Consider the following 25,888-nt stretch of genomic DNA (forward strand, 5'->3'; position numbering starts at 1 on the left):
GATCCCGACCCACGCCGGCGATAACGGGGGTTCGACTCCCCCGGTGGGTCCTTTCCATCCACAGTGGCTGGGAAACGAGAATCGACAACAGACGATCTAGACAAAACGCAACAATGACACAAGACGACGAACTACCACTGTACAACCTCTCCCGGCGCCGCCTTCTCGCGGGCCTCGGAGCGGTCGGCATCGCCTCCGCAGGGACCGGTCTCGGCACCAGCGCGTTCTTCTCCGACGAGGAGGAGTTCGTTGACAACAGGCTCCAGGCCGGGACGCTCGACCTGAAACTCGACTACAAAGCGACCTACTTCGGCGGCCCGGGGCGGATCGACGCGGTCAGAGCGATGGACTACCCCGACGCCGAGGAGATCATCGAAGACGACGAATCGACGGGCCGGTACCTCCTCGGCCAAGCTCCCTCGCCAGCCGATATGCAGGCGTGGGAGGATCTCGTCCAGGGCGAGCAGTTCGACTTCTGCAGCCCCGAGGCCGACGAGTACCTCGTCAACGGCGACGGGATCCCGATGTTCACCCTCTCAGACGTGAAGCCCGGCGACTCCGGGGAAGTCACGGTGAGCATCCACATCTGCGACAACCCCGGCTACCTCCGGATGGTGGGCGACATCACCGGTAACGCCGAGAACGGCCAGACCGAGCCCGAATTCGACGCCGAGGGTGAGGACACCGACGGAATCGGCGAACTCGCCGACGCGATCGAGGTCTGCGTCTGGTACGACGAGGACTGCGACAACGTCTTCGAGCCGACCGGCACGGGCCAACAGAACGAACTGGAAGTCGCGCTGGTCTCCGACGTCTCCGGCTCGATGTCCGGAGAGATCGACGACCTCCAGACGGCTGCAACGAATTTCGTCGACAACCTCTCGTCGCCCGACGAGGCGGCCGCGATCTCGTTCAGCAGCAGCGCGTCGCTCGATCAGGAACTCACGACGGTCTACCAGGACGTCAAGGACGCGATCAACGACTACTCCGCCGGCGGCACCACCGACATGACGGACGGGATCCAGACCGCCGAGGACGAACTCCTCAACGGTACCAACGCCACGCCCGGCGCGTCGAAGGTTATGATCCTGCTCTCGGACGGATCGCCGAACGACGAGGAGGGCGCGGAAGATGCTGCCGACGCCGCGAAGATCGACGGGATCCGTATCTTCACGATCGCACTCGGGAGCGGCGCGGACGAGTCGTTCCTCGCGAACGACATCGCTTCCAACCCGGACGACGCGTTCGTCGCGCCGGACCCCGCGGATCTGGACACCGTCTACGCGGAGATCGCCCAGATCGTCCTCGACGGCGAACAGAAGATCGCGGAGGGGACGATGGCCGAAGTGTTCGCCCAGCTCTCGGAGGGCGTGCTCCTCGACGGAAACCGGCAGGAGGGGGGCGTCCAGCCGTACCCCGGCGCGACGACCCAGTGTATCGGCTTCGAGTGGGAACTCCCCTTCGAGGTCGGCAACGAGGTGCAGTCCGACTCCGTCGCCTTCGACTTCGGCTTCGAGGTCGAACAGTCGCGGCACAACGAGACGCCGTTCGCGAACTCCACCGCTACCGACAACTGATACCGACACCGGCGGTTGTCACCGTCGATTTCGGGCGCGCACCCCACCATCGCAGTCGGCCACTCGGTCCAGACGGTCGGCCCGGTAACGACGCCATATCGCGGAGTACGGGCGTCGTATCGGTCGTGAACTCGATCCATACCTATGACCTCCGCTGTCGTATCGCCCTACTGAACACGGATCGGATGCCCGATCCACCGACCGACCCGGCGTATCCGGGACAACTGACAATGACACTCACACGTCGGGAACTGTTGACGGGAATCGGCGCCGGCGCGCTCGGCGTCGGGGGGTTCTCCCTCCGTCGGCACACGCCCCGCTTCTCCCAGTACACCTATGCCGCACCGGAGGATGACACGGACGACCGGCGGCTCCGTATCGCCTGGTACGAAAAATACAACGGCGGCTTCGTCGCGAACCACGCCGGAACGAACGATACTCTCGAAACGACGCTCGATCCCGATAGCGGGCCCGCGTACGTTGATGAGGCGACTTTCGTGACCGACGTGAGCGGCCCAGTCCTCTCCGTGGGGAACGTCCTCCCCGGAGACACGGGTACGCTGGTCGTCGGCCTGGAAGTAGTCGACGGTAGCGATGCGGAAGCGCTCGACGTGTGGTTCCGCGCGTCGCTGACAGAGGACAGCGAAAACGGCGTGAACGGCCCCGAACGGGCCGCCGGAGACACGACCGAGGACGACGGGGAGCTCGACGATGACGCCGTCGTCGAGATGTGGCTCGACGGGTCGCCGCTGGGGAGCTGCAACGGCACCAAGGAGTTCGACGAGACGCTCGAATCGCCGCTGGTCGCTCCCGCCCCCTTCGCCGAGGCGTTCGCGCCGACAGCCGACGCCGGCGACGCCGAGGGGCTACTCGCGCTGGATTGTATTCCACCGGGATCGTTGCGGTGCGTCGCGCTCCGCTGGGAGCTCCCGGCCGAGACGGGGAACCAAGCACAGGGGGACTCCCTCGGCTTCGAGTTCGCGTTCGCCGGCGGCGCCTGCGACGGCGACAGCCCCTTCGTCGTCGGGGGGACAGAGCAATGATTCTGAGCCGACGCCGCGTGCTGGCAGCGCTGGCCGCGGCCGGTGGCACAGGCGCACTCGCGGGCACCGGAACCGCCGCGGTGTTCAGAGACGCCGAGCGGACCCGCGCGTCGATCACGGCCGGCACCGTCGATCTGGTCGTCGAGTACGACCTCCTGACCGGTCCCGGCGCGGACGGCCCCGACAGCAGCGGTACCATCGACGGCCCGCGCGTCACGCTCCCGGTCGATTCGCTCGGCCCCGACGACGGCGCGGGGAGTATGCTTCTCACGTTCGCGCTCCCGCAGGGGGGCGACGCCGTCAACAACCCCGCGGCGCTGTGGCTCGCGACCGACTGCCCCGTGCCCGAGGCGACGGGGCTGGGAGAGGCGTTCCGGGTCACGGTGTCGTACGCCGACTGCGAGTCGGGGACCCCGGGCTCCCGGATCGTCAGCGGTCCGCTCCGTGCGGTCGCCGACGACCTCCGTGACGGACGCCGCATCGACGGCGATCCGACGACCGCCGAGCCCGACTGCCTGGTGGATGAAGTCTGTCTGCTCGTCGAGTACGAACTCGCCGGGTACGTGGGGACCGAAACGGTCGAGTTCCCGCTGTGGTTCGCGGCGGTCCAGTGCCGCAACACCACGCCGGAGAACCCCTTCGCCAGCCGCGATACGGCACCGTGTCTCCCCGGCGACCCCTGTACGTGTTGCCGGACGCTCGGCAAGCTGGAACTCGACTCCGGCATCCAGGACGGGATCGACGACAGCTCCGTCGAGCCCGGGACCTACGCGTTCACCGAGGGCGACACCGACTACGGGCTCGAGATCTACGACACCGCGGACAAAGACGCCGGCACCGAGACCGTCGGCGTCGCCTTCCGGCTCGTGCATCTCGCTGGCGACGCCGTCCCGAGCCTCTGCACGGTGGCCGTCAAGGGCGGCCAGGGGTTCGAGCAGTACGACCGCGACGACGGAACGACTGCCGACACCGCTGGCCTGCCCGGCAGCGACGCCGACGGACTCGTCTACGCGCCCGACGGGAAAGCGATCAGCCACGTCACGGTCTGCGTCTGCACGACCCAGTCGGAGGCGGACTGTCCCGGCTGTACCGACCCCTCTCTCACGAACGACGGCCCCGGCGGCCCGAGCGAGGACGACGATGCTGACAGAGACGAGGGCGAACCGAGCGGGGACGAAGACGGACCGGGTGGCCGCGGTGCCACCGACCCCGACGGCTCCGACGGCGACCCCGCCGGTCACGGCGGTCCGTCGACGGCTTCGCCCGGAGGTGAGCAATGATCCAACTCCCGACGCTGTCGCTGCCGAGCGCCGGCCAGTTGCTCGTGACGCTCGTCCTGCTCGCGGCGATCTCGCCGTTCGTCGTGTTCGCCGTCCCGCAGGTCGTCGGGGCCGACGACGGGTTCGTCGTGCTCTCCGGGAGTATGGAGCCGGCGCTGTCGCCCGGTGATGTCGTGATCGTCGACGCCTCCGGCCCCGTCGAGGTCGGTGACGTGATCACCTACCGGACCGGCGCGGACACCGTCCCGACGACCCACCGCGTCGTCGGCGTCGTCGACGGCGGATACGAAACGAAGGGCGACGCCAACGAGAATGCCGACGCGGGCCTTGTCGGCCCCGGGGCAATCATCGGGCGGACCATCCTCGTGATCCCGCTGGTCGGCCACGTCATCCTGTGGGTGAACACCCCCGTCGGATACGTTACCCTCGTCGTCGCTCCGTTGGTGCTTTTCGGCATCAGCGAACTGTTCGCGTGGGCACGTCGAGAGCCCGAAGCGACCACGACCGGCCCGGAGACTGCACGGTCCGATTCGGGCGCTGACGCCCCCGACGAAGCCGTCGAGGTGTCCAGTTCAGACGCCAGCGAGGTCGTTTCGGACGCCGGAGCAACCGCCGGAACCGTCGGCGAAGCTACTGCGCCGCAGTCGGCCGAAACCGTCGCGGTTGCCGCCGTTGATCTGAAACTCACGCTCCTGGCGATGGCGGCACTGTTAGCCTACGCAGGGTGGAATGTGTACCGTGAGTTCACCGTCGCAGCGGCCCCGGACCCCGTCTCCGTGGGGGCGCTCACAGGTGGACTGCTCGGCCTGCTATTCGCCGGATCGGTGACGGTGGCGGCGTGGCGGGCAACCAAGTCTGCCGCTGGCACTCCCCCGCCCCTGGCGCTCACAGATGGGCGCGGCGACGTGGAGGTGGGCGATGAGTAAGACACTCGCGGTCGTCTGTGCGCTGCTCGTGCTGTTCGCCTCGACGACTGTCGGCTTCGCCGGCGGACTGTCCGTCGCCTTGTTGTCGGACGAGGAGTCAGTTTCCGTCGGTTTTAGCGCCGATGTGCCGAGCCCCGATGCAGTCACGGCCGGTGAGGAGCCGGCGAAACTGGACGGCTCCGACGGGTTCGTGGTAGCGAATGCCGCGAACGCGCCCCAATCAGAGGAGGAGGGCCTCGCCGACAACGCCACGGATCGAAACGGGACTCTCGCCGATCGCGTGATCCCGACCGGGAACCAGTCGACCGGCAACGTCGGCCCGGCCGCCGAAAACGGGACGGCAAGCGACAACGAGACGCTCCCCGAGAAGGGAACAACGGAAGCACCGCTCTCCGGGACCGAAGATCAGCCAGCGGTCGGAGTGAACGGGACGGTTGACAACGAGACTCAGGCCTCCGACGACGGAACCGGAACGGCAGACGACGAGAGCACGTCGCCGGACGAGGAGAGCGGAACAGCCGACGAGGAGACTGGGACGGCAGACGACGAGAGCACGTCGTCGGACGAGGAGAGCGGAACAGCCGACGAGGAGACTGGGACGGCAGACGACGAGAGCACGTCGTCGGACGAGGAGAGCGGAACAGCCGACGAGGAGACTGGGACGGTGGACAGTGACTCCACGTCTGCGGAGTCGGGGTCGGCAGAGAGTTCCGATCCGGACGATTCCGATGTTGGAACTGCAGACTCTGATGATGGTTCAGCGGTCCCGACGGAGCCGGACGACACCGAACAGTCCTCCGAGTCCGACGACGAGACCGAATCCGAATCGGAAGCGACCGACAGCAGTGCTTCGGAGCCGGAGAGTGACTCCGGCGACGGTCCGGATAACGCCATCGACGACAGCTCCTCAGACACGTCGGTCCCGGATGCCTCGGACGAGGGCTGATGACCGTGCGGGCCGGACGAGTCCCGATACGTCTTCCCGGGACCGCTCCCGACGCGCCGCGACGGAACACACTCGTTGTCGTTGGCTACGCCTTGGGTTTGGTGATGTTCGTTTGGAGCATTCTCAGATTCTTTTGAGTGCTTTGCGACAACCCCGGGTTCATCTCCCGTTTCAAACCTGCGTACAGAGGGGTTCAAACTCCCGCAGGGACGGTCACATAAGAGTCGTCACGACGGGTTGAGAGACCCGTGACCGTCGTCTGTCCGGCATATCGGGACTGGCAGCGACCGCAGCGGACTGCCGCCAACGTCGACACCCCCGTGCCGCTGGTGTTCGAACGAGTAGCGTCGTTGGTCATCAGAAAGAAAATGTCACAGAAGATACTATATCCAAAATATATTTTTCCTCGAGCTGATAAGTCCGACAAAATGCCAACCGAGCAGCGTCTCAGACAGATCGCCACAGACTACGTCGAGAACACGCTGTATCGGGACGACGTCGAGGTGGAGGCGGTCTCGATGACCACGACAGACGCCGGGACGCGCGTCGGCCTCGAAGTCTGTCCGGAATCCTCAGGGTTTCTCGGCGCAGTCGCGAGCGCCCTCGCCGGCGGTTCGTACGCGACCGTCACCATCGACGACACCGGCGACGTGGTGCTCTCGAACAAGGACCTCTCGGAGGGGGACTTCTACGAGAAGCTCGACCGGCAGGTGTCCGCGGAGGGCGCACGCACGAGAGAGCGGACGCGGAACCGCCGGCAGGCCGAACGCCAGGAGGAACTCGTCGAGAACTTCATCGAGAACAACTTCGGGTTCGACTTCGGATCGGACTCCAGCGACGAATTCTCGCCGCCGGAGCGGTGTCCCCGGTGCAAGGAATCCGGCTCCTTTCTCTCGCCGCAGTTCGAGGAACTCGGCGACGGGACCTACCAGTGTACGAACGACGACTGCGCCCACATCGTCGACCTGAGCTCGAACTGAACGTCGAACCGGCACGTCAGGTGCTCCAGCAATCGGGCGTAGCAGAAATCAGCGCAGTCGCTCCGGGCGTATCGGGTTGTGAGAAGTATCGTAGCGTTTGCAACTGATTGCACATCCGATCGCACGACCGCGTGCGATCGTGTGAGTGAAGACTCGCTAACGCTACTATAGTCCCACCAGGATTCGAACCTGGGTCGAAGCCCCCAGAAGGCTTCAGGATTGGCCGCTACCCCATGGGACTGCCGTCGTCGACGCCGCCTGCCGACTACGTGGACGTTCGTTGCCTGTCGCTCCATATGAGTGTTGCGAAGTCGGTGCTGGTGTGCCGTCCGTGGGGCTATACTGCCACCAGCGCCGACGGCGCGGCCGTATCCGTCCCCGATCCACTACCTATTTAGTTCGTTCCGGGCGACCTTTCGTGTATGTACATCGGACGGTTCGTCGTCGTCGCACCCGACTTCGGCGCCTACCGCGTCTCCTCCCGCTCGTTTCCCAACCGACAGATCGTCGCCCGCGAGGGCACGCTGACGGTCGCGCCGACGCCCGACGCGCCCGAGAACGACAACCCCTACGTCTCCTACAACTGCGTCCGCGAGGGCGGCGACGGCGTCGTCGTCGGCAACGGCTCGCACGTCGATCCGATCGCGGAGAAACTCGACCTCGGCTATCCGGCGCGGGACGCACTCGCGGGGGCGCTGCTCGCGCTCGACTACGAGAAGGACGACTACGACACCCCGCGCGTCGCGGGCGTTGTCGGCGAGGAGTCGTTCGTCGGGATCGTCCGCCGAGACGCCATCCTCGTCGAGGCCGTCGACGAACCGACGCTCGTGGCCACCTACGAGGAAAACGAGCCCACTGCCATCGACTTCGCCGGAAGCGCAGCGGCCGATCCCGACGACCTCGCCCGCGACGCCTACGAACTGCCGTACGAACACGCGGTCTGCGCTGCGGGCGTCACCTACGAAGACGGCGACATCGCCGTCGGCTTCCACAACGGCGAGTGAGCGGGAGCGAGCGTCGCCAACGGTGGCGGCGCTCGACGGGACGAGACGAGCGGAGTACGACACCCGGTTCACGGGAATCGCGGGACGGACCGGCGGTCGAGCGGCCGGTTCGATCCCCGGTCGATCCCGCCCGACGCAGGCGCGAAGTCGCGGGGACTTTTGGCTCCGGTACACGAACACTCGCGTATGCAGGTCGCCGTCATCTCCGACATTCACTCGAACAAAGTCGCCTTCGACGCTGTCCTCGATGATCTCCCCGACGTCGACGCCGTCGTCTGTGCCGGCGACGTCGTCGGCTACAACCCCTGGCCGGCCGAGTGCGTCGCTGCCGTGCGCAAACGAGAGATTCCGACTGTGATGGGCAATCACGACCGCGCGGTCTCCTCGGGGACGGCCTTCCGCTTCAATTCGATGGCCGCCGCGGGCGTCGAACACGCCCGAGACCAACTCGACGACGACGCCGTCGCGTGGCTGGCGGACCTGCCCGACGCGCGAACGGTCCTCGACGGCCGCCTGAAACTGGTCCACGGCCACCCGGACGATCCGGACCGGTACACCTACCCCGAGGAGTTCTCGCCGTCGATGCTCGACGACGAGGACGTGCTCGTGATGGGTCACACCCACGTCCAGGGACACGAGATCTTCGACGAGGGGATCGTAATGAATCCCGGCAGCGTCGGCCAGCCGCGGGACAGCGACCCGCGGGCGGCGTACGCCTTAGTCGATCTCGACGATCTCTCGGTCGAGGAGCGGCGGGTCGGTTACGACATCGACTCGGTGATGGAAGCGGTAAAAGAGGCGGACCTGCCGGACCGGATCGGCGAGCGGCTGTACGAGGGGCGCTGACTCCCTTCTGTCGCATCCTTTCCGACGGCTTCGTTACGAGCGGCGGTTGCCATCCAGCCGGAGACTTCCAGTCAGTTGACGCGCGATTACCCGCTGATCCCGCTCAATCCGGTCAGTGGGGTCGCACCGGCGACGATCGCTCCCGTCGCCAGAAGCGCTGCGGAGAGGACCACGAAGTCCCCGCTGGGCGAGTAGCCCGCCAGGCCGGCACCCACCTGTACGATAAACACCGTGATGAAGAAGCTGAGGACGGCGAAGGCCAGCATCACGACTGCTGCGATGACACTACTGAGCAGCGCGCCGAAGGAGTCGAGTACACTCATCTGATCTCCCTCTGTCGGAGTGCGGCGACGCGGTTACGCCTTTGGTTTCGTCGACTCCCCGCTTCGACGGCTCGATCCTCCCGATCACGCGGCCGCCTCAGAACTCGTTTTGGACGATTTCGAGGGTCTCCTCGCGGTCGTCCCACGCGACGAAGATCGCCACCGAGGTCGCGGAGGTGATGACGTCGTGGATGTTGATGCCGGCCGCCGAGATCGGCTCGACGATGTCGAGGATGACGCCGGGGCGGTTCGGCAGTTCGCCGCCCGTCACGCGGATGACCGCGATGTCGTCGTCGACGGTGACAGACGACAGCGTCTGATCGTTGACGACCTTCGAGTGCAGCAGGTTCTCGGCCTCCGCAGCGTTGTCCTCGCTGATGTAGAACGTCACTGAGTCCATCCCGGAGGCCACCGCGTCGATGTTGATCTCTGCTTCCCGGAGCGCCTGCGAGAGGTCCGCGAGGATTCCTGGGCTGTTCCGCAGCGAGCGCCCGGCGACGGTGACACACGCGAGTGGGTCCTCCTGCATATCGATCAGGTTCTGGAACTCGCCCTCGATCAGCGTGCCGCCGGTGAGCAGGTCGCCGTGCTGGTAGTGGACGACGCGGACGTCGAGTTCGTCGTTCTTGTAGGATAGTGCCGAGGGCGCGACCACCTCCGCGCCGCGGAACGAGAGGTTGCGGAGTTCGTCGACTGTGATCCGCCCGACGTTGCGCGCGCCTTCGACCACGCGTGGGTCGCCCGTCATCACGCCCTCGACGTCGGTCACGATGACGACCTCGTCGGCGTCTATGTACCGGCCGAGCATCACGGCGGTCGTGTCTGACCCGCCGCGGCCGAGCGTGGTGATCTCGCCGTCGTGGTTCTGCGAGAGAAAGCCCGTGATCACCGGAACGGTGTTGTCGAGATCGGCTGCGAGCGTGGCCGCACGACGCTTCGTCTCCTCGACGTCGACCTCGCCGAGCTCGTTGGCGATGACCGGCCACTCGTCGCTGCCTGGCTCCACGAAAATCGAATTGACGCCGCGCGCGGCGAGTGCGGCCTTCAACATCCGGACGCTGGTTCGTTCGCCCATCGAGACGATCTCCGCCCGATCCCGGTCCTCGGCCTCGAACTCGATCTCCTCTAAGAGCTTGTCCGTCGTGTTCCCCATCGCGGAGGCGACGACGGCGATTTCGTGGCCCTCTTCGACCGCAGCGGCGATCGAGTCCGCGGCGCGGTTGATGCGGTCCCCGCTGCCCAGGGAGGTGCCCCCGAACTTCGCGACTACACGCACGATCGATCCTCCTGTCGGATGACAGATACGAACTGCGAGCGGTGCTCTGACATAGCCGGAGATTGCGCGGGGGTAATGTAAAATCTTGTCTCCCGCTCCCGCGGATTCCCACCCGCAATTCGACCCGTACCGCTCGCTCCTGCGGGCGTTCCGTCCGGAATACGCGTCGGCCTTTTAAGTTCCCTCGGCCAAATACTGAGATATGGACGTAGACGTCCGGGATGCGGTCGAGGCCGACGCCGAAACCCTCGGCGCCATCGTGGACCTCCCTGCGGACGCGCTTCGGAACGTCGTCCACGACCGGACGGTGCGTCTCGCGGTCGAGCGGCCGTCCGATCCGGGACCGAACGCCGATACCGCCGGGGACGACGCCGAGACCGTCCACGGGTTCGTCGCCTTCGACGTCAGAAACGGGACGGTCCACGTGACACAGCTCGCGGGCGACGCCACCGTCGCGGAGCGACTCCTCGCGGAACCGATCCGCTTTGCGCTCAACGAGGGGTTCGACGTGGAGTTCGTCGTCCCGGAGTCCGACGTCGATGCCGAGACGGCGGCCGAAGCGGCCGGGTTCGACCCCGTCGGTCCGGGGCCCGAGTTCCAGGGCGAGCCGACGACGCGGTATCGATTCCGCCCCCGTGAGTAGGCGAGACGCGCCGGGAGCGTGAGCGAACCGTTCTCACTCCGATCGCCGGGTGTGCTGCTCGATCAACACCCCGAGCCACCAGATTTTCACAATGGTTACTCTCACTCCCGCGGAGCGCCACCCCCGTCGACGGCGCTCGGCGGGAAGAGACGAGAGTAATCAGTATCAGACCAACGCTGATCAAGACGCCGAGCGTCGCGTGTTTCGGTGACTGTCGCCACGCGGCGTACAGCGCGTAGACGAACCCGAGCGCACCACCCGTGTTACAGATGTTCGGGTACCTGAGCCCGACTGTCCGGTTCGTCTCTTCCCGAATCCACCACCGCTCTGCGAGAACTGCGCGAGTCATTCAGGCGTCCTCGGTTTCCGGCGGCAAGAACAGAAACGGATTGATGGCTGTCCACGCCAACGCGGCACCGAACAGGCGCCAGTTGCGACGATAGGGGGCGTAGGCGATGATTGCGCCCGATAGGACGCGCCTCCAGCCGCTCTTCGGATTCGAATGGCGCTCCAGAAGTGGTCATCGAACTGCTCGGAGATCCTCGCGACCATACTCGGGGAGCGGCCGGTAGGGTCAATAACCTTGCTCAGCGCCAGCCTCCGCGACAAACTTTCTCCGAATACGCAAGGCCAGATTGTCGATGTTTCGCCCAATTAGCCCCCTGCGAAGGTGGGCTGTCCTCCTTTCTGTGCTGCCAATCAAAAAGTGGATAGTTTCATTAATATCATACTGCTTCCGGAGCTAACCCAACATACAATGAGTGAGGACCTTTCTCTCGAGGCTTATCGGGAACTTATCGAACATTCTACCGACATATTAATTATCGTTGATGAGTCCGGCGTCATCCAGTACGAAAACAAGGCTGTGCAGCGCGTTACCGGATACGACCCGGAGGAGCGTACTGGGAACCGCGTGTTCGAGTACGTTCACCCAGATGACGAACGACGGGTTCTCGAGAAGTTTTCGGAGGCCATCAACGCCTCGGATGATAAAATAGTCACTGCCGAATTTCGGTTCCGTCACAAAGACGGATCGTGGGTGTGGCTCGAATCCAGAGGAGTGACACAGCGAATCCCTTCGATAGACGGGTACGTCGTGACCCTGCGTGATATCACGCAACGCAAGGAGTACGAAGAGCACCTCAGGCGGGAACAGGATCGCCTGAGCCGACTCGTCAGTATCATCTCCCACGACCTCCGGAACCCTCTCAACGTCATCGAGGGGAACGTCGAACTCGCCCGAGCGGAATCCGAGAGCGATCGACTCGATACCATCGCTCGCGCGGCCGACAGGATGGACGAGTTGATTGAGGACATTTTGACCTTGGCGCGGGAGGGAGAGAGCAAACTACAGGTGGACGCTGTCGACCTTCGCGAACTGGCCACGAGCTGTTGGCAGAACGTCGCCACAGAGTCGTCGACTCTCGAGGTCGAAACCGACCAGATAATCACGGCCGATGCAACCAAGCTCCAGCAGGTTCTGGAGAACCTCTTCCGGAACGCCGTCGAACACGGCTCGACGAGCCCCCGTTCGGACGCTCACGGGGACGCCGTCGAACACGGCTCGACGAGCCCCCGTTCGGACGCTCACGGGGACGCCGTCGAACACGGCTCGACGAGCCCTCACTCGCAGGCTCGGGAGGACGCCGTCGAACACGGAGACGAAAGCGTGACGGTCACTATCGGGGAGTTGGAGAACGGATTCTACGTCGAGGACGACGGGACGGGAATCCCCGAAGACGTGCGTGATTCGATCCTCGAAGACGGATTCTCGACGAAGACAGACGGAACCGGACTCGGTCTCAGTATCGTCACGGAGATCGTCGAGAGCCACGGATGGGATCTGACCGTCCCGGAGCGGGAGACTGGCGGCGCACGATTCGAGATTACCGGCGTCGAACTCGTCGGGGACTGATACCGATTCCTCTCGTCTCTTCGCGCCGAGCACGGTCAACCGGGGTAGCGCTCGGCGAAAAGTGAGAGTAATCAGTATGAGCTATCGACAGACGCTGCCGACGTAACTCGCCCAAGCGGCCGAAGGATCACACGAATTTCCGGACGGTCATCTCTAAGGTGTCGAGATCGAGAATCGGCGCATACCCGACGTCGGGATCGATGTTGACCGACTTCTGGAAGTCGGTCTGGGCCTGCCAACACCCGGAGTTGACCGCGAGGACGTTGTGGTACTTCCCCCAGCCGAGTTTGTGGACGTGGCCGGTGTGGAACACGTCCGGGACTTCCTCCATCACAAGATAGTCCTTCTTCTCGGGTGCGAGGCGCGTCTTCCCGCCGAACTGCGGGGCGACGTGGCGCTTCTTCAGCAGTTGGTACATCGCCCTGTGGGGGTCGCCGTAACTCGCCTTCGCCTCCGGCAGTTCGGCGATCACTTCGTCCAGGGAGACGCCGTGGTACATCTGGATCTGCACGCCCTCGACTGTCACAAGCGAGGGGTTCCCGGTGATGCGGGCGTCGTGGGCCGACATAATCTCCCGGAGCGTCTCGTCGAATCCCGGCTGTGGCTCCGCGAGCCGAACGGCGTCGTGGTTGCCCGGGATCATCAGAATCTCAAGGTCGCCAGGGACCTCCTTGAGGTGCTCGGCGAAGGCCTCGTACTGCTCGTAGATGTCGACGATGTCGAGTTCCTCGTCCTGACCCGGATAGACGCCGACGCCCTCGACCATGTCTCCGGCGATCAGCAGATACTCGACGTGCTGGGCTTCCTCGGTGTGGAGCCACTCCGCAAAGCGCGTCCAGGCGTCGGCGACGAACTCCTCGCTGCCGACGTGGATGTCGGAGACGAGCGCCGCCTGCACGTGTCTGTCCGCCGTGTTGGGCGTGTACGTCCGGGGAACGTCGGGGAAGTACATCGCGTCGACAAACATAATGCCTGAATCGTCCGCCAGCGTCCCCTCGACGGCGACACACTCGTCTAAGAGGAGTTCGTCGACGAGGTCTGCGATCTCGCGGTCTTTCATCACCAGACAGGGGAACGTCCCGGTGGTATCCTCCAGTTCCACGAGCCAGTGGCCGCTCTTCGTCGACCGGATGTCGTTGACCAGTCCGATCATCGCCGCGTCCGTCCCGCCGCTCATCGACTGGATGGCCTCCGCGGGTCGGTGGTTCACCCGTCCGCGGAGCTGTTTCGAGAGCTTCTCGTAGCGGTCCCGGAATACCGTCACGAAGTCCGAGTACTCCCCGGTTCCGGTGCTCTGCCCGGTCACGTCGCCGGTCACTTCGAGTGACCGGAGGGAGGGATCGCTGGTTCTGGTAGCGCGGGCGGTATCGGATGCGGGAGCGGATGAGCCGCCGTTTGCTGTTGTGGCCTCGGCCGGATCCGACCCGTCCCCCGCGGCGGAGGGGCCACCAGCCCGGTCAGCGCCCTCACGGGTGGCGTCCTCGGTTGCGGTGTCCGCAGCGGCCGCGCCGTCGCGCTCAGGGGACCGACTGTCACCGCCGGAGGCGGCGCCGTCGTGCTGGCTGTTCTCCTTCGTCGATGACGACGAGGCCGACTTATCAGTATCTGTCTCGCCCACCCCCTTCATTTCATCTGCAACATCTTTTTTGAGTGAACCACCGGACGTATCCCGATCCTCTTCGTCATCTCCAGCCGAAACGACGGGGTGTGAATCGGACGATTCCGACTCTTCCGGGTCGGCCGGATCGCGTGTCGAATTCGGGTCCGGCGGCGCGTCCGTCCCCTCGGTCGGTGCGACTGTGGGTCCCGAGCCGTCCAGTGCCGCGCGGACGTCGGCGGTGGTGATGCGGAGCGCGTCGTCGTCGACGTGGTCGACGATCCGGTCGAGCGCGACTGCGGGGGCATCGGCGGCGGCGATGAGCGTCACTGCCTCCCGCTCGGCGTTGTAGCCGCGCTCGGCAAGTGCGGCCACGATCCGAACCGGCGTCTCCAGAGGCACACCGGCCGAAAGAGACACCGGAAGAAAAGCGTACTGACCGCGGTCGGGTCGGCACGCGTCCGCGTGGAGATGGCCGAGAGCGAGAACGCGGCGCGGGGGGACGACCGACACGCTGAAACACGCCGACGGCGAACGTCGGGTAGATGACGGACGAAGCGGGCGGGAGGGACACGCCCCATCGTCGTGACGACGCGTCGACCGAGGAGTCACCCGGCGACGGATCGACCGACGACGATCGAACGGACTCCGACACTCCTGCAGACGCTCCGGACCGCGGCGCAGGCGACACCCCGAGTCACGACGACCAGTCCGACGTACCACCCGGCGTCGCCCAGTCACGGCGGCGCTCGACCCGCCCGCGCCCCGAACCCGGGAGTCGGGCGAGGGACCCCGAGGTGGGCTTCATCACGCGGTTCCGAACGGCCCGGAGCGGACCGCTTCTGTACATACGCGAGACGCTCTACAGCGCGATGGCCGTCCTCGCTGTCGGACTCCTGCTGTTTGCGATCAGCGGCGTCTGGCCCCCGATGGTCGCCGTCGAAAGCGGGAGTATGGAGCCGGAGATGCACCGCGGCGACCTCGTCTTCGTGACCGAGCCGCACCGCTTTTCTCCCGACTACGCCGTCAACGACACCGGAATCGTCACGGTCGAGGTCGGCACCGACCGGGGATACCGGAGTTTCGGCGGCAACGGCTCGGTGGTGATCTACGATCCGCCCGACCGCGCCGGTTCGCCGATCATCCATCGGGCACACTTCTACGTCGAGGAGGGCGAAAACTGGTACGACCGGGCGAACCCCCAGTATATGAGCGCAGACGACTGCGCGGCGCTCTCGAACTGTCCCGCACCTACGGACGGTTTCATCACGAAAGGCGACGCCAACACCCGGTACGATCAGGCCAGCGGGATCGCGGGCCCTGTCAGAACCGAGTGGATCCGCGGCACTGCTCGCCTCCGGATCCCGTACCTCGGCTACGTTCGGCTGCAGCTGGCCGGGATATTCGCAGCCTGAGACCGCCTGTTGTCGTCCGTTACCGCCTATCGCGAAATACGGTGCTGCGATGGGTATTGAACAACGCCGACAGTCCTCGTGAGCCTCCGCAGACTGTCCGCCGCTACTCGTCTTCGTACTCGATCGACGCGATAGCGTGACGTGGGCCGTCGCTGTCGTCGTTCTCGTATTTGTACGTGACACCGTCTTCCTCGTCTGCGGTGGCGTTGTGTGAGCCGTCGCAGAACGGCTTGTTGTCGGAGAGACCACACTGACAGACGTAGATGTCGCCGTCGTGGTCGTCGGGGTCGATCGTGGTCGGTCCCTGCTCCTCGTGAGTAATTTCGCGTGCCATCATCTCGCATAGCGGACGCCAGGGGTATATATTCCAGGCAACACCGGTGTTACTGGGCCGAGGGCGTCGACGGTGGAGTTACGGCGGGACGACGACCGATCGAGTACGGCAAGTTCCGTCGGCGGGCTAGGACCCGCCGAGGGCGTCGAGCGCCTCGGCGGCTTCCCGCGCGGCGGCGAGATGATCGGCCGCCCGTCGCGGCTCGTCAGTCTCCTCGGCCAACTGCGCGTGCCGCGTCAGCGCCCGCAGGAGGGACTCTCGTGCGGTCGCGCTGTTCGGGGTGTCGGCTGTAGGCTCGTTCCCGCGCCCCGTTTCCGCCGCCGTTCGGTCGGTCGCCGTCGGCCCCGGAGCGGGCTGTCGATCGGTCGAGGGCGTCGACTCGGTGGCGACGCTGGACGACCTGGGCTCCGATTCGTCCGGCTTTGATTCGGCGCCCGTTGCCGGAGTGCTCGCCCCGCCCGCAGGTGTCGACGGTGTCTCTCCGGTCTCGTCCGCTCCGTTTGCCGCCGCGGCCGCTTCGGTCCCGGCCCCGTCGGCGCCCGCCGCTCCCGCAGCGCGCTGGCAGGTCGGACAGAACTCCTGTCCCTCGTAGCGGAAGATGGGCGATCCGCACTCCCCGCAGTGGCTGTTTGTCATCGTCGCGCCCTTCAGCAGCAGTTCGCTCATCTGCTGGGTCTCCTTGCGCTGCTCTTCGTCCTTTTCGTACTTCTCGCGCAGTCGCTTCCGCTCCGCTTCCTCGTCGAAGTCGCTCACACCTCGATACAGGCGACCTGTCTCGAAAAACCCTCCGGACGGGCCACTGGCTGTCGTGACGCGACGTTCCGGCGACGACGTTCTACAGCAGCGCTCTCTACGGCGACGATATCTTACCGCAGCGTTCTCGATGATGACGACGCCCCTACAAAAGCGTCCCTGCGTAGAGATAGAGCGCGGCGAGTGCGACCTCGAAGACGAGCGTGCCGGCCGCCGACAGCACGAGGAACTGCCGATCGTCCATATCGGCAAAGCCCGCCGGCACGGTCAACATCCCGCGGGTGAAAAGCAAGGCGTTGCTGACGGGGACGACGATCGGTCCCCACCGCTCGAACCAGCCGTCGAAGCGGTCGAGTTTCGACTCGTCGATGCGGAACCACGACCGCGAGAGGAGGTACTGACGGCCGCCGCGTTTGGCCACTTTGAACAGCGCGTACTGCCCGACCGTCGCCCCGAGGACGGCGACACCGAGCACCGGAACAAGCGCGTCGGTGCCGAGAAGCAGCAGCGAGCCGGGAACGATGAGTTCGCTCGGCATAAAGTACATCAGCATCGCTCCTTCGAGAACGAAGACGCCGAAGAGCGCGAGGAAGGTCCACTCGGACTCTAAGAGCGCGAGCAAACGCGGGGGCATCGCGTCGAGTTGGAGGGCGACCGCGTGCGGCTGCATTGCCCCAAACTACCGCCGAATCGCACAAACCCCTTTCGCTCCGGATGCTGTCGACTCCGATGCGATTTTTTCCACCCGCCGTGAACGTCCGGTATGGACCTCACCCACCGCCCGCGGCGACTCCGACGCGACGGGATCAGACCGCTCGTCAGCGAGACCGCATTGCGCGCGCAGGATCTCGTTGCGCCGGTGTTCGTCGACGCGACCACGGACGAACGCGTCCCGATCGGTTCGATGCCCGGCCAGGTGCGCGTCCCGCTCGAAGAAGCGGCCGAGCGCGTCGCAGAGGTACGCGAGACGGGCGTCGAGGCCGTGATGGTGTTCGGCATCCCAGAATCGAAGGACGAACGCGGATCCCGCGCGTGGGCGCCGGACGGCGTTGTCCAGGAGGCAGTCCGGCGTATCAAAGACGAGACGGACGCGTACGTGATTACGGACGTCTGTCTCTGTGAGTACACCGACCACGGCCACTGCGGCGTCCTCGAACCGGACGCCGAGGCCGACCCGACGCTGACCGTCCGGAACGACGAGACGCTGGAGCTGCTCGCGAAGACCGCCGTCTCCCACGCGGAGGCGGGCGCCGATATGGTCGCGCCGAGTTCGATGACCGACGGGATGGTCGGCGCGATCCGCGAGGGACTCGACAGCGCGGGCTTCGCGGACGTCCCGATTATGTCCTACGCGGCGAAGTACGAGAGCGCCTTCTACGGGCCGTTCCGCGACGCCGCCGACGGTGCGCCGGCGTTCGGCGACCGCCGCCACTACCAGATGGACCCCGGAAACGGCCGGGAGGCGCTCCGAGAGGTCGCTCTCGACGTCGAACAGGGCGCCGACGTGCTGATGGTCAAGCCCGCGCTTGCGTACCTCGATGTCGTCAGTGCGGTGCGCTCGGAGTTCGACCACCCCGTCGCGGCGTACAACGTCTCCGGCGAGTACGCGATGCTCCACGCCGCCGCCGAGAAGGGATGGCTCGACCTCGACGCCGCCGCCCACGAGTCGCTACTCGCGATGAAACGCGCCGGGGCGGATCTCATCATCACCTACTTCGCCGAGGATCTCGCTCCCCAACTCTGATCGACACGTGGACGTCGGCAGACCGCTCTGGTCGGATCAGGAACTCGGGTTGCGGTCTCCGCCGGGAGAGGCACTCGGTCTGCAGTCCGTCCAGTGTGACGAGTCGCGGTAGCCAGGCAGCGGCTGCAATCTGTTTGTTTGAATCACGGTAGTGAATCGCCTTGGGGTCAAGCCCCGAGGCTTCCCGTTTCTACGACGTGACTTGCAGACACGGACTCGAAGTGAGTCGTGTCCGTAGCGGTCACAGTCTCCACGGGCGTGTCTTCGGGCCATCCCAGCCCTAGTTCAGAAAAGCCTCTCTGCAACACATTCATCGTCGCGTTCGCATCTCTATCCGTCTCGAATCCGCACGACGGACAGGAGTGTTCCCGCACCCAGATGGGCTTTGCCGTCTCCACACCACACGACGCACACTCCTTGGTCGTGCCTCGTGCTTCGACCTGTACGACGTGACAACCGTACAGGTCTGCTTTGTATTCCAGGAGGGTGATGAATTGTCGCCACGCCGCATCCTGCTTGTTCCGAGCGTTATGCGACTGTTCGAGCATCCCCTTCACGTCCAAGTCTTCCACGAACACGGCGTCGTACTCGCGGACGAGCCACGTCGTAATCTTGTGCTGGTAGTCCAGCACCTTCCGCTTGATGTGGCGTTTGACCTTGGCGACCTTCAGACGTTGTTTCTCGTAGTTGCTCGACCCCTTCTCTTTCCGTGAGAGTTTGCGTTGTTCTCCTCGAAGTCGTTCGTAGTCGTCTTCGAGGTCGAGCCAATCCACAGTGTGACCGTCGCTCGTGTGGATGTAGTTGAGTATTCCGAGGTCGATACCGACGCTGTTGCTCGCGTCCAGCGAGTCTACGTCGGGTTTCTCGGGCAGGTCAGCCTCATCAGTTTCCAGACCAAATGTGACGAACCACTCGCCGGTCCGTTCTTTCTTGACCGTGACCTCTTTGATGGTGGCGTGGCCGGGAATCGGACGGTGGTAACGAATCTTCACCCAGCCAATTTTGCTGAAGCGGACGTACGCATACTTGTCGCGCCCCCTCTTTTCATCGAGGTCGAAACCGGACTGGTTGTACGTCACGCTTCGGTAGTCGGTGGGTGCTTGCCGTTTGAGCCGACCAACGTTGTACCCCTTCTCTTTCTTCTTGCGAAGATTCGAGAGGTTTCGATGGAAGCGTGCAACGGTGGCTTGGGCGGCCTTCGAGTGAAGTTCACTGAATACGGGCCACTTGCGTTTCCACTCAGGGAGTTTGTTGTTCTGGTCGTACTCACTCGGCTTATCGTCCTCTGGGGCTTGTTCGTAGTCCCAGCGGACGTGGTTGTAGAGTTGGCGATGAATATCTAGATGGTGTTCCAGTCCCTCCGCTACCTCTCCTTTTGGGTAGGCGTGGTAGCGGTGACTGTGTTCCATCGCTGTCTCTCGATTAGGAACGTATTGATTTAATCGTTTGTATCACGAGTCGTCGGCTTCATCCCCGAGGTCAAGCCTCGGGGTATTCGCCTTGTCCGCTGATAAAATCGCCGCGCACGCGCTAATTCCGGGAATATGGCAGCATTTGCCTGAACGTTCGTCCAGAAGCGGGACAGAAAACTGGCGCGAAGCCAACGAAGCCGAACCTTATATACATTATATTATTGCCCAAATTATACGAACGTCTACCCAATCATAGGTATTTTGGATATTTTTAACTCCAAACTTTATATACTACCTCCTCTTGAGCGTTCAACGTGAGTTACACTACGAACCACACCAAATTCGGGGCATCGCTGGACAATTGTTTGCCAACGGAGGGAGGGAAATGGTAACTCCGCTACAACTCGATCCGACGGTCGTCGCAAACGGGATCAACAACGTGTGGGTCCTGACGGTGACGTTCCTGATCTTCTTCATGCAGCCGGGCTTTGCCCTTCTGGAGTCGGGGCAGGTCCGGGCGAAGAACGTCGGGAACGTGCTGATGAAGAATATGAGCGACTGGTTCCTCGGGACGATCATCTACTTCGTCGTCGGCGCGGGCGTCGTCGGTGTCGTCGGCGGGCTGACCTCCGGCGGCGGCATCTCCGGGGCCTTCGCACACATCAGTGATCCGACCGCCTGGATCGGCTGGCTGTTCGGCGCGGTGTTCGCGATGACGGCCGCGACGATCGTCTCCGGCGCCGTCGCCGAGCGGATGAACTTCGACGCGTACGTGCTCTTTACGATCCTGATGACGGCGATAATCTACCCCGTCGTCGTCGGGTTCACGTGGGGGGGCGGCCTGCTCTCGGCGGGCGGCTTCATCGGGAGCGCGCTCGGCGCGGGCTACCTCGACTTCGCCGGGGCGACGGTCGTCCACATGTGCGGCGGGATCGCCGGCCTCGTTGCGGCGAAACTCGTCGGCGCTCGCAAGGACCGCTACGACGCGAACGGCAACAGCCAGCCCATTCCCGGGCACTCGATGCTGCTCGCCGTCCTCGGGACGTTCATCCTGGCGTTCGGCTGGTACGGCTTCAACGTCGGCACGCAGGCGACGATCCTCGCCGTCGAGGACGGGAGCCTCACCTTCATGGGCGCGGCGCTCGGTCGGGTCGCGCTGGTGACGACGCTCGGAATGAGCGCCGGCGGTGCGATGGCGATGCTCACCTCCGCGCGCTACCAGGGCAAGCCCGACCCGCTCTGGACCGCGAACGGCCTCCTGGCGGGGCTCGTTGCCGTGACCGGTGCCGTGCCGCACGTCACCTGGTGGGGCGGTGCGCTGCTCGGCGGCCTCGGCGGCTTCCTGGTGCTGCCGGCCTTCCGCTTCACCGTCGACACGCTGAAGGTCGACGACGTCTGTGGCGTCTTCGCCGTCCACGGCGTCGCCGGGGCGGTCGGCACGGCGCTGATCCCGATCTTCGCGGTCGGTGGCTTCGCGGTCAACCAGTTCGCGCTGCAGGTCATCGGCGTCGTGGTCATCGCGCTGTGGACGATCGTCGCGTCGGCGATCGCCCTGTACGCGATCAGTGCGGTGGTCGACCTCCGCGTGACCGAAGAAGAGGAGACCGAGGGACTCGACGAGGGCGAACACGGCGTCTCGGTGTACCCCGAGTTCGTTCCCGACAACCGCCGTGAGGGCGGCGTCGCCGCCGACGGCGGCAGTGTGCGTACCGACGGCGGCAACGTCCGCACTGACGGCGGAGTCCCCGCTGACGACACGGAGGTGATCGACGATGAGTGACTCCGAAGATCGGTCGATGAAGCTCGTGATGGCGTTCATTCGTCCGGACAAACTCTCGGACGTCAAGCAATCGCTCGTGGAGGCCGGTGCGCCGTCGCTGACGGTGACGAACGTCTCCGGACGCGGCTCACAGCCCGCGAAAACGGGCCAGTGGCGCGGCGAGGAGTACACGGTCGACCTTCACCAGAAGGTGAAGATCGAGTGTGTCGTCGCCGACATCCCGGCCCAGGACGTCGTCGACGCGATTCAGGACGGCGCCCAGACCGGCGAACCGGGCGACGGCAAGGTGTTCGTCCTCCCGGTCGAGTCCGCCCGCCAGATCCGGACGGGGAAGACCGGTCCCGACGCGGTGTAAGCAAGACCGGCCCCGACGCGGTGTAGGGGCCGCCGACTCGCTCGCGCGTCGACCGCTCCTCGCTTCGATTCTTCGCGTTCGTCCCGTTCACATTCGTACGGAACTTCGGCAACATTTGTTTCATCGCTGCCGAAATAACGTCCTTATACTCCTTTTATTCGATAGTAGTTTTGACGCTCGTCTATTAGAACACGTATTATTTTAAAATATAAACAGTAATGGTTATAATCACTTGGATCGGTATGATGATCCAGGATTCGAATAACGAATCTGCCTGAAACAGCACAAACAATGTACGACTGTCCAAGCCACACTTTTGCACCAGCGTCGAGGAGGACCGTATGCTGAACACTCTACTGCAGTCGGATCTCGGCGCCGTCGTCGAGGGCGTCAATATGATCTGGGTGCTGACGGTGACGTTCCTGATCTTCTTTATGCACGCCGGGTTCGCGATGCTCGAAGCGGGGCAGGTCCGCTCGAAGAACGTCGCAAACCAGTTGACGAAGAACCTGCTGACCTGGAGCGTCGGCGTGATCGTCTTCTTCCTCGTCGGCGCAGCCATCTCGACGATCGTCGGCGGGATGACCGGCGGCGGCTCCTACTCCGTCGTCGGCGCGTTTATGGATCTGTACGCGCCCGCAGCGGGATCTGCCACCGCGTGGGTCTCCTGGCTGTTCGGCGCGGTGTTTGCGATGACGGCGGCGACGATCGTCTCCGGCGCCGTCGCCGGCCGCGCGAAACTCCGCGCGTACGTGGGGTATACGATTCTCCTGGCGGCGGTCATCTACCCGGTCGTCGTCGGCTTTACCTGGGGCGGCGGCTTCCTCGACGCCCTGGGCTTCTATGACTTCGCCGGGGGTGTCATCGTCCACGCGATGGGCGGCATCGCCGGCCTGACCGCGGCGTGGATCATCGGCCCGCGCGTGAACCGCTTCAACGAGGACGGCTCCGCGAACGTCATCCCCGGGCACTCGATGACGTTCGCCGTTCTCGGGACGCTCATCCTGGCGTTCGGCTGGTACGGATTCAACGTCGGGACGTCGGCGTCGCCGCTGGCGCTGGCGGAGTCGGGCGAGATCGTGCTCGGCTCCTTCGAGACGGTCGGGCGGGTCGCGCTGGTGACGACCCTCGGGATGGCCGCGGGCGCGATCGCGCTGCGGCCGTCGCGCTGTCGAAGACGGGCAAGGTCGACACGCTCTACGTCGCCAACGGCGTGCTGGCCGGCCTCGTCGGGATCACCTCGATCGCCGACGCAATCGTCTGGCCCGGGGCCATCGCGGTCGGCCTGCTTGCCGGCGCTCAGCTCCCAGTCGTGTTCGAGTTCGTCGAGAAGCGCCTCCACATCGACGACGTGTGTGCGGTCTTCCCCGTCCACGGCTCGGCGGGCATCCTCGGGGCGCTCGCGTACCCGTTCGTCGCGACGGCCGTCTGGAACGGCAACGCGTCGTTCGTCTCCCTCGTGATCCCCCAGGTCGTGGGCGTCGTCGTCATCTCGCTTTGGACGTTCGCCGCGACGGCGCTTGTCTTCGGCGCATTCCGCGCTACGGGCCAGGCCCGTGTCTCCCGCGAACACGAGATCGAGGGGCTCGACACGTCGGAACACGGCGTCGACACGTATCCCGAGTTCGGCAGTCCGGACGAGTCCCGCGCCCGCGTCGACGGCGGATTCGTCCGCTCGGACGGCGGCGCCTACGCGCCCACGGACGACTCTGTGCGCTCGGGCCACGATACTGACCGCTCGGGCCGCGATACTGACCGCTCGGGCCGCGATACTGACCGCTCGGGCCGCGATACTGACAGCACTGAGACCGAAACTGACACCCCGACCGACCGGGAGACGAATCTATGAGTGACACGCAGTCGAACGACGAGATCAAACTGGTGATGGCGTACATCCGTCCCGACAAACTCTCGGACGTGAAACAGGGACTGGCGGCGGCTGGCGCGCCGTCGCTGACTGTGACGAACGTCTCGGGGCGGGGCTCACAGCCGGCGAAGAAGGGCCAGTGGCGCGGCGAGGAGTACACGGTCGATCTCCACCAGAAGGTGAAGATCGAATGCGTCGTCGCCGACACACCCGCCGAGGACGTGGTCGACGCGATCGCCGACGCGGCACACACAGGCGAGAAGGGCGACGGCAAAGTGTTCGTCCTCCCGGTCGAATCCGCTCGCCAGATCCGTACCGGCAAGACCGGTCCCGACGCGGTGTAGCGTCGAACCCTGACGACGTTCCAGTCGATCGTCGTATCGTCGCTCCAAAGGGCTCCGCTGCACCGGGGAGGCCGGCGGCTCGTTCGCACCACAGGTACTCGAATCCGAGTAAGTATGTACTGATTTTAAATACTGTCGGCGAGAATGGACCGATATGGCCATTGATACTGTGTTAGTTGCGGTCGGAACCGACGACGAGGACCGCCTGGAGGCGGTCACCTCGACGGCGATCGATCTCGCGGCACCGGCGGACGCGATAGTCAGACTGGTACACGTATTCGAGCGCGAGGAGTACGATCAGGTCCGAGAGCAACTCGAGTTCGACCCCGACGACGAAGTCTCCCCCGACGAGGTCGTAAAGCGCCACCTGTCGATCCGGAAACTCGGCAGCGCGATCGACGACGCCGGCGTCGACTCCACGTGGCACGGCCGCGTCAGCGAGAAAAACGAGGAGGGCAAGAAGGTCGTCGAGGCGGCCGAGGAACTCGGCGCTGACCTCGTTGTGGTCGGCGGCCGGAAACGCTCGCCGACGGGGAAGGCGCTCTTCGGGTCGACCGCCCAGGAAGTGCTTTTGAACGCCCCCTGCCCGGTGACGTTCGTCCGGACCGAGTGATTCTCGGCTCTCACCACTCCACAGAGAGAAAGAGCAAAGACCGGCGCTCCCGGCACTGGGAGTGTGGAACTGACGCCGGTCACCGCCCTCGGGCTCGTGGTCGCGCTCGGGGGATTCACGGCGCTCGATCGCCTCAGAGCCGCCGCTTCGGCGTCCATCGATCGAATTCGGACGCGCTCCCGGCGTCAGGGTCGACCACACCCCGCCTCGGACCTCCGGGAGCACGTCTGGAAGTGGGCTATCCCGGCCGTGCTCGTGGTCGTCGTCGCCGCCGAGGGGAACTCCCTCGCGTCGATCGGATGGCACTTCGATTCGCCGCCGCGGTTTCTCGCGCAGGTGGCGATCGGACTCGGGATCACGCTCGGAGTGAATCTCGTCTCGGCGCCACTGTGGCGTCGCGTCGGCGACGGCGGCGAGAGTCTCGCGGCGGGCCTCGGCGCGTTCACGTCACTCTCGACTCCTGAGCGGTTGTTTGTCGCCTTCACCGCGGGCGCGACCGAGGAGACAGCCTTTCACGGCTACGGCATCGAGCGCCTCGTCGCACTCACCGGCAGTCTCCCGTTCGCCGGCGGTGTCGCGTTCGTCGCGTTCACCCTCGGCCACGCCGGAGAGACCTGGGACCGCGAGGCCGTCCTCCGGATCGCCCAGCCTGCGCTCGTGATGACGCTTTTGTATCTCACCTTTCGGTCGCTTCCGGTGTTGATCGCGATCCACGCCCTGAACGACGCTGTCGGACTGCTTCTGGCCGATCGGTTCGCGTCGGAAGCAGACGGCGATGTCGGGGACACAGGCGATGAGGAGGACGGCACAGATGCAGGCGACGAACGCGAACCCTCGGCCGCGATACAGTGGCTCCGGGAGGAGTGACTGCCGGGTCTCGCCGCCGCGAGGAGGGCACCGTCGGACGAAGCGACA

The 25,888-nt window shown here is 64.9% G+C and carries 24 protein-coding genes, 1 tRNA gene and 1 pseudogene; 18 read left to right on the forward strand and 8 right to left on the reverse strand.

The window, feature by feature from the left end; all coding sequences use genetic code 11:
- Window positions 1–113 precede the first annotated feature (113 nt).
- The 6 genes from RJT37_RS03100 to RJT37_RS03125 all read left to right on the forward strand — a co-directional run bounded on the left by RJT37_RS03100 (window position 114) and on the right by RJT37_RS03125 (window position 6,752).
- Complete coding sequence (locus RJT37_RS03100) at window positions 114–1,577, forward strand: vWA domain-containing protein (RefSeq protein WP_313687712.1); 1,464 nt, start codon at window positions 114–116, stop codon at window positions 1,575–1,577.
- Between the two features lie 230 nt (window positions 1,578–1,807).
- Window positions 1,808–2,620 (forward strand): hypothetical protein, encoded by an 813-nt coding sequence (locus RJT37_RS03105; RefSeq protein ID WP_313687714.1) that lies wholly within the window; start codon window positions 1,808–1,810, stop codon window positions 2,618–2,620.
- Window positions 2,617–3,900: a hypothetical protein gene (locus RJT37_RS03110; RefSeq protein WP_313687716.1), complete on the forward strand. Its 1,284-nt coding sequence runs from the start codon at window positions 2,617–2,619 to the stop codon at window positions 3,898–3,900. The genes RJT37_RS03105 and RJT37_RS03110 overlap by 4 nt, the downstream gene beginning before the upstream one ends.
- A complete protein-coding gene (locus tag RJT37_RS03115) occupies window positions 3,897–4,826 on the forward strand; it encodes a signal peptidase I (RefSeq protein ID WP_313687718.1) in 930 nt (309 codons plus the stop codon). The genes RJT37_RS03110 and RJT37_RS03115 overlap by 4 nt, the downstream gene beginning before the upstream one ends.
- Complete coding sequence (locus tag RJT37_RS03120) at window positions 4,819–5,772, forward strand: hypothetical protein (protein ID WP_313687720.1); 954 nt, start codon at window positions 4,819–4,821, stop codon at window positions 5,770–5,772. Before RJT37_RS03115 ends, RJT37_RS03120 begins: the two co-directional genes overlap by 8 nt.
- Window positions 5,773–6,200: 428 nt before the next feature.
- The gene (locus RJT37_RS03125; RefSeq protein WP_313687722.1) at window positions 6,201–6,752 is read left to right on the forward strand and encodes a hypothetical protein; all 552 of its coding nucleotides are present in this window, start codon (window positions 6,201–6,203) and stop codon (window positions 6,750–6,752) included.
- A gap of 168 nt (window positions 6,753–6,920) precedes the next feature.
- Here the strand turns inward: RJT37_RS03125 and RJT37_RS03130 are convergent.
- Window positions 6,921–6,993, reverse strand: a tRNA-Gln gene (locus RJT37_RS03130).
- Between the two features lie 181 nt (window positions 6,994–7,174).
- Between RJT37_RS03130 and RJT37_RS03135 the strand changes: the two genes are divergently transcribed.
- The gene (locus RJT37_RS03135) at window positions 7,175–7,756 is read left to right on the forward strand and encodes an IMP cyclohydrolase (protein ID WP_313687723.1); all 582 of its coding nucleotides are present in this window, start codon (window positions 7,175–7,177) and stop codon (window positions 7,754–7,756) included.
- 186 nt (window positions 7,757–7,942) lie between these two features.
- On the forward strand, window positions 7,943–8,602 hold the full coding sequence (locus tag RJT37_RS03140; RefSeq protein WP_313687724.1) for a metallophosphoesterase family protein: 660 nt from the start codon (window positions 7,943–7,945) through the stop codon (window positions 8,600–8,602).
- Window positions 8,603–8,688: 86 nt separating this feature from the next.
- On the opposite strand, the gene RJT37_RS03145 is transcribed toward RJT37_RS03140, so the two are convergent.
- Window positions 8,689–8,925, reverse strand: a complete 237-nt coding sequence (locus RJT37_RS03145; protein WP_313687726.1) for a hypothetical protein — start codon at window positions 8,923–8,925, stop codon at window positions 8,689–8,691.
- 97 nt (window positions 8,926–9,022) lie between these two features.
- Complete coding sequence (locus tag RJT37_RS03150) at window positions 9,023–10,201, reverse strand: aspartate kinase (RefSeq protein WP_313687728.1); 1,179 nt, start codon at window positions 10,199–10,201, stop codon at window positions 9,023–9,025.
- Between the two features lie 202 nt (window positions 10,202–10,403).
- Between RJT37_RS03150 and RJT37_RS03155 the strand changes: the two genes are divergently transcribed.
- Both RJT37_RS03155 and RJT37_RS03160 read left to right on the forward strand, forming a co-directional pair.
- Complete coding sequence (locus RJT37_RS03155; protein ID WP_313687730.1) at window positions 10,404–10,844, forward strand: hypothetical protein; 441 nt, start codon at window positions 10,404–10,406, stop codon at window positions 10,842–10,844.
- A gap of 757 nt (window positions 10,845–11,601) precedes the next feature.
- Window positions 11,602–12,759, forward strand: a complete 1,158-nt coding sequence (locus RJT37_RS03160; RefSeq protein WP_313687731.1) for a two-component system sensor histidine kinase NtrB — start codon at window positions 11,602–11,604, stop codon at window positions 12,757–12,759.
- 127 nt (window positions 12,760–12,886) lie between these two features.
- On the opposite strand, the gene RJT37_RS03165 is transcribed toward RJT37_RS03160, so the two are convergent.
- The gene (locus tag RJT37_RS03165) at window positions 12,887–14,758 is read right to left on the reverse strand and encodes a DNA-directed DNA polymerase II small subunit (protein WP_313687733.1); all 1,872 of its coding nucleotides are present in this window, start codon (window positions 14,756–14,758) and stop codon (window positions 12,887–12,889) included.
- 143 nt (window positions 14,759–14,901) lie between these two features.
- Here RJT37_RS03165 and RJT37_RS03170 point away from each other — a divergent pair, with 143 nt between their 5' ends.
- A complete protein-coding gene (locus RJT37_RS03170) occupies window positions 14,902–15,771 on the forward strand; it encodes a S26 family signal peptidase (protein ID WP_313687734.1) in 870 nt (289 codons plus the stop codon).
- Window positions 15,772–15,874: 103 nt separating this feature from the next.
- Here the strand turns inward: RJT37_RS03170 and RJT37_RS03175 are convergent, their stop codons facing one another.
- The 3 genes from RJT37_RS03175 to RJT37_RS03185 all read right to left on the reverse strand — a co-directional run bounded on the left by RJT37_RS03175 (window position 15,875) and on the right by RJT37_RS03185 (window position 17,528).
- Window positions 15,875–16,105, reverse strand: a complete 231-nt coding sequence (locus tag RJT37_RS03175) for a CDGSH iron-sulfur domain-containing protein (RefSeq protein WP_311170271.1) — start codon at window positions 16,103–16,105, stop codon at window positions 15,875–15,877.
- Between the two features lie 126 nt (window positions 16,106–16,231).
- On the reverse strand, window positions 16,232–16,858 hold the full coding sequence (locus RJT37_RS03180) for an Sjogren's syndrome/scleroderma autoantigen 1 family protein (protein WP_313687737.1): 627 nt from the start codon (window positions 16,856–16,858) through the stop codon (window positions 16,232–16,234).
- Window positions 16,859–17,003: 145 nt separating this feature from the next.
- Window positions 17,004–17,528 carry a DedA family protein gene (locus RJT37_RS03185; protein WP_313687738.1) on the reverse strand — a complete coding sequence of 175 codons (525 nt, stop codon included), beginning with the start codon at window positions 17,526–17,528 and terminating at the stop codon, window positions 17,004–17,006.
- A 93-nt stretch (window positions 17,529–17,621) separates the two neighbouring features.
- On the opposite strand from RJT37_RS03185, the gene hemB reads away from it, so the two are divergent.
- The gene (gene hemB, locus RJT37_RS03190; protein WP_313687740.1) at window positions 17,622–18,602 is read left to right on the forward strand and encodes a porphobilinogen synthase; all 981 of its coding nucleotides are present in this window, start codon (window positions 17,622–17,624) and stop codon (window positions 18,600–18,602) included.
- 167 nt (window positions 18,603–18,769) lie between these two features.
- Here the strand turns inward: hemB and RJT37_RS03195 are convergent, their stop codons facing one another.
- Window positions 18,770–20,011: an RNA-guided endonuclease InsQ/TnpB family protein gene (locus tag RJT37_RS03195; protein ID WP_313687742.1), complete on the reverse strand. Its 1,242-nt coding sequence runs from the start codon at window positions 20,009–20,011 to the stop codon at window positions 18,770–18,772.
- Window positions 20,012–20,399: 388 nt separating this feature from the next.
- On the opposite strand from RJT37_RS03195, the gene RJT37_RS03200 reads away from it, so the two are divergent.
- The 6 genes and pseudogenes from RJT37_RS03200 to RJT37_RS03225 all read left to right on the forward strand — a co-directional run bounded on the left by RJT37_RS03200 (window position 20,400) and on the right by RJT37_RS03225 (window position 25,840).
- Window positions 20,400–21,794, forward strand: coding sequence for an ammonium transporter (locus tag RJT37_RS03200; protein WP_313687744.1), 1,395 nt, complete (start codon window positions 20,400–20,402; stop codon window positions 21,792–21,794).
- Window positions 21,787–22,149: a nitrogen regulatory protein GlnK1 gene (gene glnK1, locus RJT37_RS03205; protein ID WP_311170276.1), complete on the forward strand. Its 363-nt coding sequence runs from the start codon at window positions 21,787–21,789 to the stop codon at window positions 22,147–22,149. The genes RJT37_RS03200 and glnK1 (RJT37_RS03205) overlap by 8 nt, the downstream gene beginning before the upstream one ends.
- Window positions 22,150–22,493: 344 nt before the next feature.
- Window positions 22,494–23,836, forward strand: a pseudogene (locus RJT37_RS03210) (ammonium transporter); the annotation flags it as partial.
- Window positions 23,837–23,994: 158 nt separating this feature from the next.
- Window positions 23,995–24,360, forward strand: coding sequence for a nitrogen regulatory protein GlnK1 (gene glnK1, locus RJT37_RS03215; RefSeq protein ID WP_313687747.1), 366 nt, complete (start codon window positions 23,995–23,997; stop codon window positions 24,358–24,360).
- A gap of 154 nt (window positions 24,361–24,514) precedes the next feature.
- Complete coding sequence (locus RJT37_RS03220) at window positions 24,515–24,973, forward strand: universal stress protein (RefSeq protein WP_313687749.1); 459 nt, start codon at window positions 24,515–24,517, stop codon at window positions 24,971–24,973.
- 63 nt (window positions 24,974–25,036) lie between these two features.
- Window positions 25,037–25,840: a CPBP family glutamic-type intramembrane protease gene (locus RJT37_RS03225; RefSeq protein WP_313687751.1), complete on the forward strand. Its 804-nt coding sequence runs from the start codon at window positions 25,037–25,039 to the stop codon at window positions 25,838–25,840.
- The last annotated feature ends 48 nt before the right edge of the window (window positions 25,841–25,888 follow it).

This window comes from Halobellus marinus (assembly GCF_032113415.1).
Lineage (GTDB): Archaea > Halobacteriota > Halobacteria > Halobacteriales > Haloferacaceae > Haloquadratum > Haloquadratum marinus.

Coding starts and splice junctions, on each gene's coding strand:
- RJT37_RS03100 (WP_313687712.1), top strand. CDS start 114: ATGACACAAGACGACGAACTACCACTGTACAACCTCTCCCGGCGCCGC.
- RJT37_RS03105 (WP_313687714.1), top strand. CDS start 1,808: ATGACACTCACACGTCGGGAACTGTTGACGGGAATCGGCGCCGGCGCG.
- RJT37_RS03110 (WP_313687716.1), top strand. CDS start 2,617: ATGATTCTGAGCCGACGCCGCGTGCTGGCAGCGCTGGCCGCGGCCGGT.
- RJT37_RS03115 (WP_313687718.1), top strand. CDS start 3,897: ATGATCCAACTCCCGACGCTGTCGCTGCCGAGCGCCGGCCAGTTGCTC.
- RJT37_RS03120 (WP_313687720.1), top strand. CDS start 4,819: ATGAGTAAGACACTCGCGGTCGTCTGTGCGCTGCTCGTGCTGTTCGCC.
- RJT37_RS03125 (WP_313687722.1), top strand. CDS start 6,201: ATGCCAACCGAGCAGCGTCTCAGACAGATCGCCACAGACTACGTCGAG.
- RJT37_RS03135 (WP_313687723.1), top strand. CDS start 7,175: ATGTACATCGGACGGTTCGTCGTCGTCGCACCCGACTTCGGCGCCTAC.
- RJT37_RS03140 (WP_313687724.1), top strand. CDS start 7,943: ATGCAGGTCGCCGTCATCTCCGACATTCACTCGAACAAAGTCGCCTTC.
- RJT37_RS03145 (WP_313687726.1), bottom strand. CDS start 8,925: ATGAGTGTACTCGACTCCTTCGGCGCGCTGCTCAGTAGTGTCATCGCA.
- RJT37_RS03155 (WP_313687730.1), top strand. CDS start 10,404: ATGGACGTAGACGTCCGGGATGCGGTCGAGGCCGACGCCGAAACCCTC.
- RJT37_RS03160 (WP_313687731.1), top strand. CDS start 11,602: ATGAGTGAGGACCTTTCTCTCGAGGCTTATCGGGAACTTATCGAACAT.
- RJT37_RS03170 (WP_313687734.1), top strand. CDS start 14,902: ATGACGGACGAAGCGGGCGGGAGGGACACGCCCCATCGTCGTGACGAC.
- RJT37_RS03175 (WP_311170271.1), bottom strand. CDS start 16,105: ATGGCACGCGAAATTACTCACGAGGAGCAGGGACCGACCACGATCGAC.
- RJT37_RS03185 (WP_313687738.1), bottom strand. CDS start 17,528: ATGCAGCCGCACGCGGTCGCCCTCCAACTCGACGCGATGCCCCCGCGT.
- hemB (WP_313687740.1), top strand. CDS start 17,622: ATGGACCTCACCCACCGCCCGCGGCGACTCCGACGCGACGGGATCAGA.
- RJT37_RS03195 (WP_313687742.1), bottom strand. CDS start 20,011: ATGGAACACAGTCACCGCTACCACGCCTACCCAAAAGGAGAGGTAGCG.
- RJT37_RS03200 (WP_313687744.1), top strand. CDS start 20,400: ATGGTAACTCCGCTACAACTCGATCCGACGGTCGTCGCAAACGGGATC.
- glnK1 (WP_311170276.1), top strand. CDS start 21,787: ATGAGTGACTCCGAAGATCGGTCGATGAAGCTCGTGATGGCGTTCATT.
- glnK1 (WP_313687747.1), top strand. CDS start 23,995: ATGAGTGACACGCAGTCGAACGACGAGATCAAACTGGTGATGGCGTAC.
- RJT37_RS03220 (WP_313687749.1), top strand. CDS start 24,515: ATGGCCATTGATACTGTGTTAGTTGCGGTCGGAACCGACGACGAGGAC.